The sequence below is a fragment of the Planococcus alkaliphilus genome, from assembly GCF_057031095.1.
Genome location: NZ_CM168060.1, coordinates 2,094,362 through 2,110,832, shown reverse-complemented (window position 1 = coordinate 2,110,832; position 16,471 = coordinate 2,094,362). Strand labels below are relative to the sequence as shown.

The following is a 16,471-nucleotide window of genomic DNA, read 5'->3' as shown; positions in this document are numbered from 1 at the left end:
TTGGAGGCTATGATGAAAAAAATTACAATTGCCGAAATGGCTAAATATAATGGACAAACAGTAAAATTAGGCGCTTGGGTCGCTAACAAACGCTCAAGCGGAAAAATCGCTTTTCTTCAATTGCGCGACGGATCTGGATTCGTTCAAGCAGTTGTCGTAAAAGAAGAAGTTGGAGAAGCGCTTTTTGCAACAGCAAAAGGGTTGACTCAAGAAACTTCATTGTATGTAACAGGTGAAGTAAAAGAAGACACACGTTCATCTTTCGGCTATGAACTGGCAGTGAGCGGCATTGAAGTTCTTCACGAAGCGAAAGATTTCCCGATTACACCGAAAGAGCATGGCACGGAATTCTTGATGGACAACCGCCATTTATGGCTGCGTTCGCGCAAGCAGCATGCCATCATGAAAATCCGCAATGAAATCATCCGTGCTACGTATGAATTCTTTAACGATAACGGATTTGTGAAAGTGGATCCACCGATTTTGACAGGATCTGCACCAGAAGGAACTTCTGAGCTTTTCGCGACGAAGTATTTTGATGAAGACGCATACCTTTCGCAATCCGGCCAACTTTATATGGAAGCAGCTGCTATGGCATTAGGAAAAGTATTTTCGTTCGGTCCGACGTTCCGTGCTGAAAAGTCGAAAACACGTCGCCACTTGATTGAGTTCTGGATGATCGAGCCGGAAATGGCTTTTGTTGAACATGCGGAAAGCTTAGAAGTCCAAGAGCAATTTGTCGCTCACCTAGTGCAGTCGGTATTGAAAAATTGCAAACTGGAATTGGAGCGCCTTGGCCGTGATACATCGAAACTTGAAAACATAAAAGCACCATTCCCGCGCATCACGTATGATGACGCCATCAAATGGTTGAATGATAACGGCCATGATGATATCAAATGGGGAGACGATTTCGGAGCACCGCATGAAACAGCGATTGCTGAAAGCTATGACATGCCGGTATTCATCATCAATTACCCAATCGGCATCAAACCATTCTACATGCAGCCGCATCCAGAACGCGATGACGTCGTACTTTGTGCAGATCTTATTGCACCGGAAGGGTACGGAGAAATCATCGGCGGTTCGGAGCGTATTTATGACTACGAATTGATGAAGCAGCGCATCCAAGAGCATGGCCTCGATGAAAAAGCTTACGCTTGGTATTTGGAACTGAGCAAATACGGAGCTGTGCCGCATTCCGGATTTGGATTAGGCCTTGAACGGACAGTGGCTTGGATCAGTGGCGCAGAACACGTCAGAGAATCGATTCCATTCCCGCGTTTGTTGAACCGTCTATACCCGTAATAATTTTTGGAATAACAGATAGAAGTTTGAATGAAACAGAATAGAAAGGTGGTTGGGATATGAAACAGCCGGATCGACTACAAACTTGGATCGAGCAGGGAAATGTTACCATTTCCCAGCTTTTTTTTCGGTTCTATAAAGAATTGAAAATAACAGATGAAGAAGCCATGTTAATCATGCATGTCCATGCTTTTCTGGAAGCCGGAAACCCGTTTCCGACGCCAGACGAAATTGGCAGCCGCATGATGACTTCTCAAAACCATGTAACCACTATGATTCAAAAATTGATGCAGCAAGGCTATTTAGCCATCGAACAGGAAAATGACAAAGAATTGATAACCGAGCATATTTCCTTGCAGCCCTTATGGGAACGCTTATTGGACTGTGTCTATAAAGAAAAGCAGGAAGAAAAAGAACTTTCCCAAAAAGCATTGGAAGGCGAAGTATTCCAGTTGTTTGAACAGGAATTCGGCCGCTTTCTTTCACCGATGGAAATTGAAACGATTTCGATGTGGATGGACCAGGACGGCCACAGTCCGGCGATTATCCGCATGGCGCTAAAAGAAGCGGTCATTTCTCAAAAGATCAGCCTCCGCTACGTGGACCGTATCCTGTTTGAATGGAAAAAGAAAAACATCAAAACATCAATGGAAGTATCACGCCATGCAACTTCGTTCAGAGAGAAAAATATCCAGCTTCAGCCAGCAGCGAGCACGACAAAAAAAGTTCAATTTTACAATTGGCTGGAGGACCGGAATTAGTAGGTGAATGCAATTGATGACGAAAAAAGAATGGCTTCTATGCCTGGAAGAAATGGATCGTATGTTTCCGGATGCGCATTGTGAATTGATCCACCGGAACCCTTTCGATCTGTTGATCGCTACATTATTGTCTGCCCAGTGCACCGATAAACTGGTCAATAAAGTCACTGCGACGCTTTTCCAGAAATACGAAACTCCAGAAGATTATATTTCCGTGCCACTAGAAGAGCTTCAGCAAGACATCCGTTCTATCGGCCTTTTTCGGAACAAAGCTAAAAACATCCAAGCGCTCAGCCGGATACTGATCGACCAGTACGGCAGTGAAGTTCCGCCAGACCGCGACTTGTTGATGACACTGCCGGGAGTCGGGCGCAAAACGGCGAATGTCGTCGTGTCGGTTGCCTTTGGCATACCTGCACTTGCAGTTGATACCCATGTCGAGCGTGTCGCAAAAAGGCTGGGGTTGAACCGCTGGAAAGACAATCCGCTTCAAGTGGAAGAAACGATCATGAAAAAAACGCCAGCAGAAGACTGGTCGAAAACCCATCATCAAATCATCTTTTTTGGCCGCTACCACTGCAAATCCCAAAATCCGGGATGCCATATCTGTCCGCTGTTCGAGCGCTGCAGAGAAGGGAAGAAACGGGAAAACAAAGGGTTGGTCAAGCGTGAAATTATCACAGAAGTTAACTAAAGAATCCGTTTCTCCGTTTTTTGAACAATGGGCGGTATTAGCTGAAGAGATTTCAAGCCTGCATCAAAATCGCAGCAATCAAACAGCTCAACAGATGATGCAAGGCTTGGATCTATTTAAAGCCTTGCTCACTCATTGTGAAGAACAAATTTTTCCGATGAACGGTCAAGAGCGCATTCACTTTATTGAACAGCGTCCGGGCAACTACGCGGCTTTTCGCCAATTGGATGAATTGTTTTCCGAGATGAAAAAGAAGATAGCTGCGAAAAGAATTCAAATGAAAAATGAATTATTGTAATAGAGGATCTGCTGAAAGCCAGCAGGTCTTTTTTTAAATCTGGATAGGACTGCTGCGAAGAATTTGCTTTTTTCTCCTGATCATCATTTGGCATGGTAAACGAGTTGTACGGAGAAGTTTTCATTATTCTGTAGATTAGAGCTGATGTTTCGATCATTTTTTGGGCACAAAGAAGCTAGGATATGAATTTTACAAAAGAGATTTTGTAAGAAACGTAACTCACTTGCCTTATCTAAAATAAAAAGACAAAGCGACTATGCGCTTTGTCTTTTTGCTTTAAGGAAATTAAGAATTTCCGCCGTTGCTGTTTTCTCCGCCTTTTCGGCCAGCTTCTTCTTTGCTCATTTTGCCATCATTGGAGTTGTTTCCGCTATTATTACTGCTGTTTTGGCCGCCGCTATTGCTGTTCTGGCCACCTTTAGAACCGATTTCTTCATAGAATTCCTTGCCGTGGCTGTCAGATGTTGCTTCACCGCCCATGCGGCCAGCTTCTTCTCTGCTCATTTTGTTATCATCGTTTTGATTTGCCATTTCAATTCCTCCTAAAATCGTATTTTGTTACATTAATTATCTACCTCAAATAAATTGCATTAAAAAACAATAATTGAATTTGTTACCAATTTATAATAATTTCCACCAGTATGTTCTCATTTTGCGGAAAACGAATTCTTGGACTTTTTTTAAGCCTATTTCTCCAAACTTTCTTTTAACGGATATTGATTTGCCCAACATTTTTCAAGAAAATCTTTCGTCTCATGTGTGGAACACATTGCCAATGTCTCATGCAGCTGTTGAACTCTTTCAATCATTTGCTGGCCAATTCCTTCATTTCTGAATGATGGATTAACGGCTGCGTGGTGGACCGTGAAAGTCAATTCGTCTAACTCGATCCCAATGACTCCGACCAAATCTTCGTCTTGTTTCCACAGATATAATTGCCAGTTAGGGTCCTCTGTGTATCTATCCATTGAATTCTGTAAAGTTTGCAAATCATGTTCGCGGGGCGTAAAAGAAAGCAGCCCCATTGCGATTTTCTCATTTAATTTTTTATATTTAACTAGCAAATTAACATCCTCCAGGTACTTAAAATTGAAAATCATTTATAAGAGCTATGGGCAGGAAATAAAAAAACGCCAAAAAGAATGGAACATTCTTTTTGGCGTTTTTGCCAGCACTATTGTCTGGAATACACTGCCTGAAGTTTATGGAATTGATCTAGTCATAAATCATGAACCAACTTTTGCTTATAATGATTTTGCGAGTCGGCTCTGTACATCTTATTCAAGACCATAATACCTATCTTCATTTATGAAGTAAAGTAAAACGCTTGTCATAAGTTTTTAAGAATCGATGCATGGATGATGGTAAACTGATAGTAATGAGCCAATTGAGGTTTCACTAAGCCGCTGGAAGGAATACGGGTAGCAAATGGAGCCAGAGGCTCTAGAAATGGAGAACTATCATGAAGAAATTTGGATGGATACTGGCTGGACTTGTAGCTGCAGTCTCATTGATACTATTTTTAAACAGCAGAACGTGTCTCTTCAACTGCGCCTTATTAGCTGAACCGGAAAATATTGATGCAAACTATGAACTGAAACTTGTGTTGGATAAAGAAGACAATGTGAGAGTTGATGCTTCGATTACCGTCACTAATTCATCTGACCAGTCTTTAAAAGATATCGGCTTTTTTTTGGTGCCAAATGCGATGAATTCAAAAGAAACACCTTTTTACGAATACGATGATGCCGCTCTTAAGCTTGCTTCAGTTTCAGTTAATGGGAAAAAGGCAGAGTATCAATTAGCCAATAATGGCTTGCTGGTCGAATTGGACCAACACCTGGAACCGCAGTCGACAGTCGTAGTGGATATCAACTACAGAATGCGTCTGCCCGAATATGGCATGCGGTTATCTCAAATAGACAATAATTTTTATCTGGCCCATTGGTATCCGATGCTTGCGATTTATAAAGACGGATGGGTAATAGAGGATTACGATCCAAAAGGGGAATCCTATGATACGGGCTACGGAAATTATCTAGTCAGTTACCGTTTGCCGGAAGAATATTTCGTCGCGACTTCCGCAGAAGATGGCCAAATGGCACCGGCCGATTCAGGAACGGTGAAAGGTGAAAATATCAAGGATTTTTATCTGGCATTACTGGATCCGGACGATTGGGAAACGCAGAGCATCAAAGCCAATGACACAGAACTAAGGGTGTTTGCGCCAAAGGGTTCTGGGGTTCTCGAAACGACGGCTGAAATGGCTTCGGACGCCTACATATATTTTGAAGAACAGATTGGCGATAATCCAAACATTGAATTGGATATTATCGCAAATGATGGCTATATGGAATATCCGAATATGATTGAAGTGGCATCCGAACAGGAAGCGCTTGAATCCGTGTTGATCCATGAAATTGCCCATCAATGGTTTTATTACCTCGTCACGAATGACCCTTTCCGGGAATCGTGGCTTGATGAGAGTTTAACAGAGTTTAGCAGTGCGCTGTATATTAGCGGACAGAACGGGGATGCAGACAGCGGATTTGAAGACGCCGCGTTTGCGGTAGCGGCTTACCCGACAGAAAAATATGCCAATATTCCATTGGACGATTTTGAAGAACCGACCTATTATTCCACGATTTACGGTAAAGTACCGATGCTTTTCAAAGAGTTTTTTGAAGCGAATGGAGGGACGGAAGCGGCATTTGGATTTTTATCTGCCTATTACAAGGAATTTCAATTCAAGCAAGTCGACAGCGAAGCGTTCAAGCAGTTTTTTGAAGCCTATTTTGAAGGGGACCAAAGTGAGTTTTTAGACAGCTGGCTGAAATAAAAAATATAAGTTGAAAGGAAAAGACGACCGGAAAAGGATTCCGCTCGTCTTTTTCGTATTATGGATTTTAAAGTTGCTGGGGACGCCATAAGAGGACTCTGCCTTTATAGGCGATCAATCCAACAACTAGGAGCAGAAAACCGGAAAGCATAAAAACAGAGCGAATTCCGAAGACATCTGCGATGATTCCCATTAAAAGAGATGCGATGCCGAAAGTGCCAGTCGCAATCGCACCTAAAGTGGTGAAAACAGTCGGCAAGTCGGATTCAGCTGTACTCGACTGAATCAGCGTCTGTTGCGGGATATTTTTGATTTGACCGGCGACTCCTACCAAAAACGAAAGAAGCAAAGCTAGAACAGGAAAACTGGATAAACCGAAAAGGAACGTCGCGATGCTGCTGATAAAAGCGCCAACAAAAATGAACCAACTTAATTTCTCCTCGAATACCCGAGAAAACGACAGGCACAATAGGCTGCCCGCAATCAAGCCAAGAAAAAAAGAGCCGTTGATGAATCCCCACCAAGCCTCATCCTTGAAAAGGGCCTCTTGAACGAATACTAAAAGAATGGCAGCAATCCAGACAGTGCCTGCTGCCGTTTCCAAAAAATCCATCCAAGCAATACGCTTCAAAAAAGGCGATTTCGCTACGAGCTTCCAGCCATGGCTAATTTGCTGCCAGTTAGTCCGGACGCTGTCCGGTTTATAAGCAACGGGAGACAAGCAGCAGAGCAATAGGCTTGAAATTGAAAATAAGCCGGCAGCCAGCCAAAGAATGTCATTAGCAGCCAACCAAAACAACAGGGAACCGCCGATAAACCACATCACGGTCTGAATCGATTGGGTGATGGCATCATTCACACCATTCGCTCTCAGGAGCCGCGTTTTCTCCACGTAAATGGGAATCAGCGATTGGGTGGCTGGACCCGCGCAGCCGTCCAATAAAGCGATTAACCCGATAATGAAGAAACCGAAATAATAATTGGAAAGTGAAAACAGCGGCATCCCGTAGGCTAATCCAAACAATAGCGCTGTTTTGCCGATCTGTGAGCCTGCAAGCAGCCATTTTAAGTTAAAGCGCTGCATGAGAAGAGGCGTCAAGGCATTGGAAACAAACATGGAACTGGTGATAATAAAAGGAACAAATGCAGCAGATGCTGCAGAGCCAGTCAATTCATAAATCATATAAATAATGCTGACCATATAAAACACATCGCCAATATTGGCGAAAGATTGGCCGGTCAATAGAATGGTGAAATTGCGATTCAGTTTCATTAATAATCCCCCAAGAATTCATTTTTTAACTAAAATTCTAACGAAGAAGGGATATCAAATTGGACGTTTCATGGGCAGCGGCTTCCTTTCTATGAAGAGACAAATCCATGGGGGGATTCAGATTTATCGAAATACTTCTAAATTTATTATACGCACAATCGTATAAAACGGAAAGAACTGCTTTGACACGGAAGAAAGGACATGTTAATCTAATTACAGACAAAAAGAGTCTTTAATATCTTTTATTATAAGGAGGGGTGAAAATTGAAGTATTCAAATGCGACTAATTACGCACTTCATACGATGGTCCATTTAATGCGTGTTCCAAAAGAGAATGCTGTAGGGGTACAGGAATTGGCCGAAATGCAGAAGCTGTCGCCAACCTATCTTTCTAAGATTTTAACCAAACTGACTAAAGCGGGGTTGATCGAATCGACTCCGGGGGCGAAAGGGGGGTATAAGATTGCTCGAAATCAAACCGATGCTTCTTTTTTTGATGTGATCAAAGCAATTGAAGGAGATGCGAATCTTTTTGATTGCACCATTCATCATGAAGGCTGCCTGATAGAAAAAACGATGCGTCAAGCGGAAGAGAACATGAAACAAGAGCTTCAGGAAAAACGCTTGTCTGATCTTGTAAAGGAAATTGAACAACATAAAAAAGTTTAGAGGAGATGATGGGATGTTATTAGATTGTGCAGTAGTAGGGGGAGGCCCAGCCGGGTTGAGCGCATCGCTTGTCCTTGGCCGGGCCCGCAGAAAAACCATCCTTTTTGATGACAACAAACCGAGAAATGCTGTGACGAATGAAGCCCATGGTTATTTGACTAGAGATGGAATCAACCCTCAGGAAATGAAAAAAATCGCTCATACCGAACTGAGCCATTATCCAGATGTACGGATCGAAAAGCAGCGTGTTAAGGAAGTCAAAGAGGTAAATGGGCTATTCCATCTCACAACAGAGAATGGAGAAAGTTTTCAATCGAAAAAGCTGATATTGGCAACAGGATTAAAGGAAATTCTGCCGGCAGTAAAGTATGTGGAAGAGTTTTACGGAACGAGTTTATTCAATTGTCCGTATTGCGACGGATGGGAACTGAAAGATCAGCCGCTTGCCATCATTTCTGAAAGCCAATGGGCATTCCATATGGCCAAGATGGTCTCGAATTGGTCGAATGACCTCGTTGTTTGCACGAACGGCAAGTCAAAGCTGACAGACGAGGAAAAGAGGATGTTGGAAAGCCAGGGAATTATCATCCGGGAAGAAAAAATCAAATCGTTAAGCGGAAAATCTGGGAAGCTGGAAGAGATTGAATTTGATGGAGGACAAAAAATTCAGCGTACAGGTGGATTCGTTACACCAGAGTGGAAACAAGCTTCTTCTATTGGAGAATCACTCGGATGCCGTCTAAATGATAGAGGCGGAATCGAAGTTGATTCTTTCAAACGCACTACAATTGAAGGTGTTTTTGCTTGCGGAGACACAGTAATAGAAGGACCTGCACAATTGATTATCGCTGCTTCGGAAGGCAGCATGGCCGCTTTCGGTGTAAACGCGGATCTTGTTGAAGAAAAGTTCGCTAAAAAGAAGGAGCTGGGATTAATGGAAAATATTTTTTCGAAATCTAAGCATACCCGTCATCACGGTGGAAAAATCGCTTATTTGGAAAGTGCAGCTAGAAAAGCGGAGCTTTCCCCTGAACGATTAATGGACATGATCCCCCTCAAGAAAGCTGACCATATCTTGGATTTCGGAGCTGGAACAGGCTATTTCACGTTGCCATTCGCTCAAAAGGTGGACGGAACGGTCTATGCGCTTGATATCGATCAAACCATGCTCGAAATGATACGTTCAAAAGCAGAGCATGAGCGCATCACCAACATCCAACTTATTCTAGCTGGAAATGATCGCTTACCTTTGCCAGACGCTTCAGTTGATATAATCATGGCGTCCTTAGTGCTCCATGAAGTGAATCCTCTGGAGGAGACTTTGCAGCAATTCATGAACGTTTTGAAAAGCGGTGGCCATTTTATCTGCATTGAACTTGAACCAAAACAAGCAAGCGAAAGAGCTCCCCGGATCACCTGTGCAAAAATGGAAGAAAAATTGGTGAACAGTGGCATGCAGATCATCGAAAAAAAATTCCTGACCGAATTTCTCTATATTCTTATCGCTAAGAAACAATAAAATTTTTTGTGTCTATTATAGATATTATGAATCTTTAATAGTGTTTATTGAAATGAAAAAAGCGTCCCTTCCTCATAGAAAGGACGCTTTTTTTCGATTAACTTGCTGAACCAACAGAGACTGGCTTTTCTGCGGCAACAGGTTCTGAATCCAGTTGGAAATAGCGTTTATGCCAGATCAGGAAAGTGAAGATGGTCCAAATTTTACGGCCGTTATTGGCTTTTCCTTCGTAATGGTCATTCAGCAGCTGCATGATGTCTTCAATACTGAAAAATTCTTCGGCTTCTGCACTAGTAAAATACGTTTTAATCTGGCGATAAAACCGTTCTTCGCGGATCCAGTTGCGGATCGGCACCGGAAAACCGATTTTCTTTCTGGCAGCAGATGCTTCCGGCAAAGCTTTTCTTGCAGCCAAACGCATCGCGTGTTTCGTTTCCGTTTCATTTATACGAAAAGAAGCGGGTATTTTTAAAGCAATTGCCATGACTTGCTTGTCTAAGAACGGAACACGAACTTCCAGTGAATGGGCCATGCTCATCTTATCTGCTTTCAACAAAATATCTCCTACGAGCCAAAGGTTCATGTCCAAAAATTGTTTTTTCGTCAAGTCGTCCTGTCCTTTTACTTGCTTGTAATAGGGGGTGACAATATCCTGGATTGTTGGGGCTTGATGAAAAGCTTCTTTCACAATTTTTTTGGCTTCAGCTTCACGGAACACTTTTGCTTGTCCGATAAACCATTCTTCTACCGGCAACCCGCCATGCATCAGGAATTGCTTGCCGCGCATTTCAGGAAGCTTAGCGGCGGTTTTTGCTGCTAGTGTCCGGATGAAGCGCGGGACTTTTTGATATTTTTTCATCCCAGCAGACAAATCATAGGCTTCGTAGCCGCCAAATAATTCATCGGCTCCTTCCCCCGACAAAATTACGGTAACGTCTTTCTTGGCCAGTTCCGCTAAGAAATACAAAGGAACAATTGAAGGATCGGAATGCGGTTCATCCATCAAATATTGGATGGTCTCTAACTTTTCAAAACATCGATCGGCATTTAAAATTGAATGCTTATTTTCGATATCCAGCTCATCGGAAAGTAGTTTCGCGTTATCGATTTCAGAGAAATTCTCATCGCTAAAGCCGACAGTAAAGGTCTGGTCAGGCTTTAAAACAGAGGCTACATAACTGCTGTCAACGCCGCTTGATAAAAAAGATCCGACTTTGACGTCGCTGATGCGGTGGCTCAAGATAGATTCCTGGATGGTCTCGTCGATTTCTTCTACTAGATGGCTAAGTTTCAGATCTTTTTCTTTGAATTCCGGATCCCAATATCGCTTAAGCGTAGTTTTGCCTTTTTGATGGATTAAATAATGCGCAGGCGGCAACTTGAATATGCCTTTGAAAAACGTTTCTTCCAAAACGGAATATTGGAATGATAGGTAAGGCATCAATGCCTCTTTATTTAATTCTTTTTGAAAACTGGGGTGGGGCAGGAAACTTTTGATTTCCGATCCAAAGAAAAACGTATTATTCATTTGGCCATAGTAGAAGGGCTTAATGCCGAACATGTCACGGCCTGCGAATAATTGTTTCTTTTTCCGGTCCCAAATGACAAAAGCGAACATACCGCGTAGTTTGGAAAGAATCCCTTCACCATATTCTTCGTAGCCATGAAGGATCACTTCACAATCAGATTCGGTTTGAAAGACGTGTCCTTTGTTGATCAATGTACGGCGAAGTTCGATAAAATTATAAATTTCTCCGTTCACCATGGCGACTAAATGTCCGTCTTCACTGTAAAAAGGCTGTCCGCCGGTTTCCAATCCAATGATGCTCAATCGGCGAAATCCGAGCGCTGCTTCTCCTTCAACGAATTCACCTGCTGAATCGGGTCCTCTATGAATAATGCGATCCATCATCTTATGTAAAACCATTTCTGGCTGTTCGACTGCTCCTAAAAACCCTGTAAATCCACACATACTTATGCACCTCTTCAATGAAATTTATGAGCAATAAAGCGGAAAATGATGAGAAATTTCATCCGCTTTTGCTTACTTTGGATAGACGCTTGAAGGGGTGAAAAGTATCGGTAATTTGACAAAAAAAGAATGCTCAATAAGAGCATTCAGAAATTGCAAATCATGTTTTTAGCCGCAGAAAAATTTAAATGAAAGGGAATCGACATTAATTCTCTCTAGAGGGATGAACTCCTTCAACATGCCATGTTCTAATGCTCGGAGTCGAATGGAATTTAAAAAATCGATTGAGGAACTTAAAGTTCCGGGTTTGCGTCTGATTGACTAGAGAAGTAAAGCACATGAATTAGACAGAAATGCGGCGGGACAAGTGTTAGATGTTCTCTAAAATCGTCACGCTTAAGCCTTCTGGATCTTCAAATTCAATATCCTGAAGTTTCCCGCCATCTCCAAATTTAGCGATGCCCGCCATTGGGAAGTTTTCGGAAACGCCAAAGCTATTGGTAAATTCAACTTGGAAATCAATTTGGTATTGGGACGGTGCGTCATTGGTTTTTTTGATTTCTACAGATCCCAGCGTGAATTGATAAGAAGAGGACTCTTCTCCTAAATGATAGAAATAGGCATACGGAACGAAATTATCAAAGCCGCTTTCCGTGAAGTAAGATCCATATGTTTTTTCAAGAAATTCATATAGATAAACGGTGTCAGAATCCTCGGCAGATGTGGAGCTCCCATTTAAAACATTGGCGGGATTGGTTTTAAGCTTTATAAATTCCTTGTTCGGGCCATTAAATTCTTCGTTTAGTACGTGAGTGATTGCGCGTTCTTCCATTTCATAAGGAGTGCCGACGCCTGATTGGCTATTCAGAGCAGGGGATTCGCCTGTAGTAAATGTCAAAAAAAGAAGAGCCGCGACAATCAGCATGCCAAATGAAATGAAGGCAGGGGCCAAATGGAATTTCTTTTTCTTTTGCACGCGTGCCCGTAGTTTCACTAAACCTTCTTGTCGAGCTTTTTTAGACCGATCGACTTCTTTCATTTGCTGAAAAAGGTCATCGAGTTGTTTGTTCGGATCCATGCAAGCCACCATCCTTTCCGATAAGTTCCTTTTTTAAGGACTCGAGTGCACGTGAAGTTTTTGTTTTCACTTTTGCCTCAGTCCATCCCAATATGTAGGCAGTCTCTTTAATGGAGCATTCGTTTATTTTTCGGAGAAGCAATACTTCCTGGTAATCCTTTTTCAAGGTTTTCATCGCTTTGTATAATTGGCTAGTTTGTTCTTTCTGTACAACCAAGTCTTCAAGAGCGGGAAGGTTGCCATTTAGATCATCTTCGTTTTCCATACTGAAAAAACGGATAATCTTTTTTCTTCTCAAAAAATCATACGTGACATTGCGCGCTATTTTCAATAGCCAAGTGGAAACGGATGATTGGTGGTTGAATGACTTCAAGTTTTTAAACGCTTTATAAAACGTTTCTTGTGTTAAATCTTCTGCATTTTCTTTATGTCTGATCAGCAGAAAAATATAGCGGTAAACCCGATCACTGTGATCAAGGTATAATTGTTCAATTTCTTCTTCCATACATTTCACTCCCCGTGTAAATAATAGACGAAGATCAGAAAAAAAAGTATCGTTTTTTAAATTAAATTGCTAAATGGAAAGAAACTGTTTATATTTGAGTCGTTAGGAACAAGCGGAACAAAAGAAACGATTTACCTGTTGGAGGCCCCTTATGAAAAAAATTATTTACCTGCTTATCGCCGCAGGATTACTGAACGGCTGCAGCAATGCCGAAAAAGACTTAGCTGAACCAGTACCAGCTGAAGAAACCCCTGCAGAAACGGCTGAGTCGGCAGAAGATGCCGCTTTACCGCTTGCTGAAAATCAATCAACTAAGCGGGCAACATTGGATGAAAATCCAAAAGCCTATTATTTGCTGGAACTTGAACGGATTGACTTAGCGCTGACAAAACTGGAGAATTCGTATAAGAATGGCTCAACAGCTGCTTTGAAGGCAGGGGAGGCAGAATCGCTTAGAAGATGGGATAAAGCTTTAAATGAAATCTACGGCGTGCTTAAAACCCAATTAACTCCAGAAGAAATGGAAGATTTGCGGCTTGAGCAATTGGACTGGATTTCACTGCGCGACCAGGAAGCGGCAGAAGCCGCGGCTGAGTTTGCCGACGGCACGCTTGAAAGTGTTGCACAGCTTTCTAAAGCCCGTGAATTGACAAAAGAAAGATGTTTTTTTCTCGCGAATACGTATTTGAAAGAAGAAGCGGGCTAAAGTGCAATGCCAAGTTCTAGAGAGTAAATGTAAATAGCTAAAAAGGACCGGCCGGATCTGCTTTTGCAGATCCGGCCGGTCCTTTTTAATTTAATTCTTATGGCTGATCATTTTCTTCAGGAGGGGTTGCATCTGGAACAGAGGCCGGATTGGCATCTCCTTCGCCATCACCGTCTTCAGGTGGTGGTGGAGGGACATCGCCATTGTCATCGCCATTCCCGTTGCCATTATTCCCGCCATTGCCGTTATTGTTGCCATTTCCATTGTTTCCGTTATTGCCATCATTCTGGCCGTTGCCGTTATTATTTCCATTGTCGTTCGAATTGCCGTTGCCGTTATTGCCGTTTCCATTGCCGTCCGGATTTTCATCTTCCGGCGTTTCTACTGGCTCTTCCGGCTCTTCAACCGGTTCTTCTTCTTCCACGGGCTCTTCTTCGACTTCTTCTTCAGGAGCGCCAGCAACTTCTACTGCGACAGAAGCGGGATCGCTTCGAAGATCATCGCTGACCGCTGTTACACGGAAGGTATAAGTTTTGCCTTCTTCGAGGCCGCTAAATGAATAAGCACGGTCGCCGGTTGTGGTCAATACGGAACTATTGCCATCCACTTCAACCGCCACTTCGAACGCGACTCCTTCGGTAATATCGTAATTCCAAGAGAGGTTAGCCGTTTGGCCCTCTACAGATGCGCGGAGGCCAGAAGGGGCATCTAATTCTTCTTGGACGAATTGTTCGGATACTTGAGTCGGCTCAGTGCCGCGTACAAACAATTCAGTAGATCTTAAATTATAAGGCGTGAATGCACTTGCCAATCTTAATGGCGAGCTTCCCGCTTCAATTTCAAGCTCGACAACAGATTCCGGTTTTTTGAAATTGTCTGTATCGGCACTTGAAGAAATTTTGGACATCGCACTCGTAAATAAACGCTGTGCGAGTAACCGTTCATTTGAAGCGGTATCGATCCCAATTTCACGAGTAGGGTAGCCGCTCCATACTGAAACGGAATATTTAGATGTGTAGCCTGCGAACCAGACATCCGGTGCAGATGAAGAATCCAGCCCATATTTAGCTAAATCGTCTGCTGAATAATTGGATGTACCTGTTTTCCCGGCAAGGTCTAATCCGCTAAGTGCGGCTTCTTTGCCGGTCGCTCCAGGCACATTCAAATCTACAACATCACGGAGCATATCTGTCACCATGTAAGCGGTGCTGTCTTTCATTGCCGGAATCGATTCAGGTTTTACTACTTCTTCGGTCGTGCCGTCACGGAAAACGAGTTTCGTGATCGTATGCGGTTTTGTATAGATGCCGTCATTTCCAAAGGCTGCAAATGCACCTGCAAGATCGACTGTCGAGATGCCGTCAGAACCAAGGGCAGTGGATTCGAAGACTTCGATATCCAGTCCGAGTTTACGGACAAAATCTTTGGCATCTTCAGCGCCGACTTCTTTCAAGGTTTTGACCGCCGGGATATTGCGTGAGCGGTAAAGCGCTTCACGGATCGTCATTCCGCCAAGGAAATTGCCATCAACGTTGCGAATTTGTTTTCCGTCTTCATAAGAATACGGTTCGTCGACAATCGGCTGGCCGGTCGACCAGTCTAAATATTCAATTGCCGGTCCGTAAGCGATTAGCGGTTTGATGGTTGAACCGATGACCCGATCGCGTGATGTAGCGTAATTGATGCGGACATCGCCGGAATAGTCGCGGCCAGCCCCAATTGCTCGGATTGCACCCGTTTGCGTATCAACAATTGTCATCGCTGATTCGACTTTGTCATCAAAGAATAAATCGGATGACATTGTTTCGTTGACCGCTTTTTGGACGTCCGGTTCAAGTGTTGTATAAATGGTCAATCCTTCATCAAGCGAGTAATCGCCGCTCAATGATTCCAATTCACTTTGGACCATTTCCATGAATGCTGTATATTCACCTGTTGGTGCTTTCGGGCGGTTTTCTTCCGCCAGCAGCATTTCAGTCACAGGTGCTGCTTGAGCTTCTTCTTTTTGTGCAGTGGTGATTTTTTCATGCTGCTCCATTAAGCTAAGCACAATATTGCGACGCTTTTCTGCAGCTTCCGGATGGTTGAAAGGGTTGTAGTTGTTTGGGCTTTGCGGCATACCGGCAAGCAAAGCCATTTCAGGCAATCCCAATTCAGAAAGGGGCTTGCCATAAAAATGTTCTGCCGCAGTACCGAAGCCGTACGTATTGCCGGACATCAGGATTTTGTTGAAATACATCTCGAAAATTTCTTCTTTCGTGTATTCCTGTTCAAGTTTATAGGCGAGGTAAGCTTCTTGGGCTTTTCGCTTCAAGGTTTTTTCGTTGGATAAAAACGAGTTTTTGATGACTTGCTGGGTAATGGTACTTGCGCCTTGCGATCCAAAACCGCCTGTAATATTCGCAATCACAGCGCCGCCTAAACGGATCACATCAATTCCGGAGTGTTCATAGAAACGGTTATCTTCAGTTGCGAGAATGGCAGCTTCCATCTCTTTCGGAATTTCTTCGTAATTGACATAGGTTCGGTCCTCTACCGTCATAAACGGAATTTCCGTTTTGCCGTCAGCGGCTAAAAATTTCGGGCTAATCGGATCGCGCAGCAATTCTTCGTCGAGATCCGGAGCTCCGCTCGCGTAATATGCGAATAATCCTAAACCGGATAGCAATCCGACGACGCCGATCAAGACGATCGCTAGGACAATCCGTTTAATCCAGCTTGTGCCGGAAGAGGCTTTCTTTTTCTTTGGGCCTGGCTTTTTTCGTGCTGTTTTCTTTTGTTGCTCGAGTGCTTTTCTGCGTTGTTCACGCGAAACTGGTTTTTCGCTCACAATCGGTTCCTCACTTTCG

Annotated in this window: 15 protein-coding genes; 8 read left to right on the top strand and 7 right to left on the bottom strand. The window is 43.2% G+C overall.

Features of this window, described 5'->3' with window-relative positions:
* Positions 1 to 12 precede the first annotated feature (12 nt).
* Genes asnS through AC2EXB_RS11310 form a run of 4 tightly spaced genes read left to right on the top strand, consistent with a single transcriptional unit; the run spans position 13 to position 3,061 of the window.
* Positions 13 to 1,308 (top strand): asparagine--tRNA ligase, encoded by a 1,296-nt coding sequence (asnS, locus tag AC2EXB_RS11325; RefSeq protein ID WP_483601492.1) that lies wholly within the window; start codon positions 13 to 15, stop codon positions 1,306 to 1,308.
* A gap of 59 nt (positions 1,309 to 1,367) precedes the next feature.
* A complete protein-coding gene (locus tag AC2EXB_RS11320) occupies positions 1,368 to 2,069 on the top strand; it encodes a DnaD domain-containing protein (RefSeq protein ID WP_235196418.1) in 702 nt (233 codons plus the stop codon).
* 13 nt (positions 2,070 to 2,082) lie between these two features.
* Positions 2,083 to 2,763, top strand: a complete 681-nt coding sequence (gene nth / locus AC2EXB_RS11315; RefSeq protein ID WP_235196416.1) for an endonuclease III — start codon at positions 2,083 to 2,085, stop codon at positions 2,761 to 2,763.
* On the top strand, positions 2,738 to 3,061 hold the full coding sequence (locus AC2EXB_RS11310; RefSeq protein ID WP_483601490.1) for a YpoC family protein: 324 nt from the start codon (positions 2,738 to 2,740) through the stop codon (positions 3,059 to 3,061). Before nth ends, AC2EXB_RS11310 begins: the two co-directional genes overlap by 26 nt.
* Positions 3,062 to 3,346: 285 nt before the next feature.
* On the opposite strand, the gene AC2EXB_RS11305 is transcribed toward AC2EXB_RS11310, so the two are convergent.
* Positions 3,347 to 3,592, bottom strand: a complete 246-nt coding sequence (locus AC2EXB_RS11305) for a KGG domain-containing protein (protein ID WP_251473930.1) — start codon at positions 3,590 to 3,592, stop codon at positions 3,347 to 3,349.
* 155 nt (positions 3,593 to 3,747) lie between these two features.
* Positions 3,748 to 4,125: a GNAT family N-acetyltransferase gene (locus tag AC2EXB_RS11300; RefSeq protein ID WP_483601489.1), complete on the bottom strand. Its 378-nt coding sequence runs from the start codon at positions 4,123 to 4,125 to the stop codon at positions 3,748 to 3,750.
* Positions 4,126 to 4,523: 398 nt separating this feature from the next.
* Here AC2EXB_RS11300 and AC2EXB_RS11295 point away from each other — a divergent pair, with 398 nt between their 5' ends.
* Positions 4,524 to 5,900: a M1 family metallopeptidase gene (locus tag AC2EXB_RS11295; RefSeq protein WP_483601487.1), complete on the top strand. Its 1,377-nt coding sequence runs from the start codon at positions 4,524 to 4,526 to the stop codon at positions 5,898 to 5,900.
* A 67-nt stretch (positions 5,901 to 5,967) separates the two neighbouring features.
* On the opposite strand, the gene AC2EXB_RS11290 is transcribed toward AC2EXB_RS11295, so the two are convergent.
* Positions 5,968 to 7,173: an MFS transporter gene (locus AC2EXB_RS11290; RefSeq protein ID WP_483601486.1), complete on the bottom strand. Its 1,206-nt coding sequence runs from the start codon at positions 7,171 to 7,173 to the stop codon at positions 5,968 to 5,970.
* Positions 7,174 to 7,437: 264 nt separating this feature from the next.
* Between AC2EXB_RS11290 and AC2EXB_RS11285 the strand changes: the two genes are divergently transcribed.
* Both AC2EXB_RS11285 and AC2EXB_RS11280 read left to right on the top strand, forming a co-directional pair.
* Positions 7,438 to 7,842 (top strand): Rrf2 family transcriptional regulator, encoded by a 405-nt coding sequence (locus AC2EXB_RS11285; RefSeq protein WP_483601484.1) that lies wholly within the window; start codon positions 7,438 to 7,440, stop codon positions 7,840 to 7,842.
* A 13-nt stretch (positions 7,843 to 7,855) separates the two neighbouring features.
* Positions 7,856 to 9,361, top strand: coding sequence for an FAD-dependent oxidoreductase (locus AC2EXB_RS11280; RefSeq protein ID WP_483601482.1), 1,506 nt, complete (start codon positions 7,856 to 7,858; stop codon positions 9,359 to 9,361).
* 97 nt (positions 9,362 to 9,458) lie between these two features.
* Here AC2EXB_RS11280 and asnB read toward each other — a convergent pair whose 3' ends face one another.
* The 3 genes from asnB to AC2EXB_RS11265 form a co-directional block, all read right to left on the bottom strand.
* A complete protein-coding gene (asnB, locus tag AC2EXB_RS11275; RefSeq protein WP_483601480.1) occupies positions 9,459 to 11,333 on the bottom strand; it encodes an asparagine synthase (glutamine-hydrolyzing) in 1,875 nt (624 codons plus the stop codon).
* Between the two features lie 370 nt (positions 11,334 to 11,703).
* Complete coding sequence (locus tag AC2EXB_RS11270) at positions 11,704 to 12,411, bottom strand: hypothetical protein (RefSeq protein WP_483601478.1); 708 nt, start codon at positions 12,409 to 12,411, stop codon at positions 11,704 to 11,706.
* Positions 12,386 to 12,916, bottom strand: coding sequence for an RNA polymerase sigma factor (locus AC2EXB_RS11265; RefSeq protein ID WP_483601476.1), 531 nt, complete (start codon positions 12,914 to 12,916; stop codon positions 12,386 to 12,388). Before AC2EXB_RS11265 ends, AC2EXB_RS11270 begins: the two co-directional genes overlap by 26 nt.
* A 151-nt stretch (positions 12,917 to 13,067) precedes the next feature.
* On the opposite strand from AC2EXB_RS11265, the gene AC2EXB_RS11260 reads away from it, so the two are divergent.
* A complete protein-coding gene (locus tag AC2EXB_RS11260; protein WP_483601475.1) occupies positions 13,068 to 13,622 on the top strand; it encodes a lysozyme inhibitor LprI family protein in 555 nt (184 codons plus the stop codon).
* 97 nt (positions 13,623 to 13,719) lie between these two features.
* Here the strand turns inward: AC2EXB_RS11260 and AC2EXB_RS11255 are convergent, their stop codons facing one another.
* On the bottom strand, positions 13,720 to 16,452 hold the full coding sequence (locus AC2EXB_RS11255) for a PBP1A family penicillin-binding protein (protein ID WP_483601473.1): 2,733 nt from the start codon (positions 16,450 to 16,452) through the stop codon (positions 13,720 to 13,722).
* Positions 16,453 to 16,471 lie beyond the last annotated feature (19 nt).

Coding starts and splice junctions, on each gene's coding strand:
- asnS (WP_483601492.1), top strand. CDS start 13: ATGAAAAAAATTACAATTGCCGAAATGGCTAAATATAATGGACAAACA.
- AC2EXB_RS11295 (WP_483601487.1), top strand. CDS start 4,524: ATGAAGAAATTTGGATGGATACTGGCTGGACTTGTAGCTGCAGTCTCA.
- AC2EXB_RS11320 (WP_235196418.1), top strand. CDS start 1,368: ATGAAACAGCCGGATCGACTACAAACTTGGATCGAGCAGGGAAATGTT.
- AC2EXB_RS11290 (WP_483601486.1), bottom strand. CDS start 7,173: ATGAAACTGAATCGCAATTTCACCATTCTATTGACCGGCCAATCTTTC.
- AC2EXB_RS11265 (WP_483601476.1), bottom strand. CDS start 12,916: ATGGAAGAAGAAATTGAACAATTATACCTTGATCACAGTGATCGGGTT.
- AC2EXB_RS11280 (WP_483601482.1), top strand. CDS start 7,856: ATGTTATTAGATTGTGCAGTAGTAGGGGGAGGCCCAGCCGGGTTGAGC.
- AC2EXB_RS11270 (WP_483601478.1), bottom strand. CDS start 12,411: ATGGATCCGAACAAACAACTCGATGACCTTTTTCAGCAAATGAAAGAA.
- AC2EXB_RS11305 (WP_251473930.1), bottom strand. CDS start 3,592: ATGGCAAATCAAAACGATGATAACAAAATGAGCAGAGAAGAAGCTGGC.
- asnB (WP_483601480.1), bottom strand. CDS start 11,333: ATGTGTGGATTTACAGGGTTTTTAGGAGCAGTCGAACAGCCAGAAATG.
- AC2EXB_RS11260 (WP_483601475.1), top strand. CDS start 13,068: ATGAAAAAAATTATTTACCTGCTTATCGCCGCAGGATTACTGAACGGC.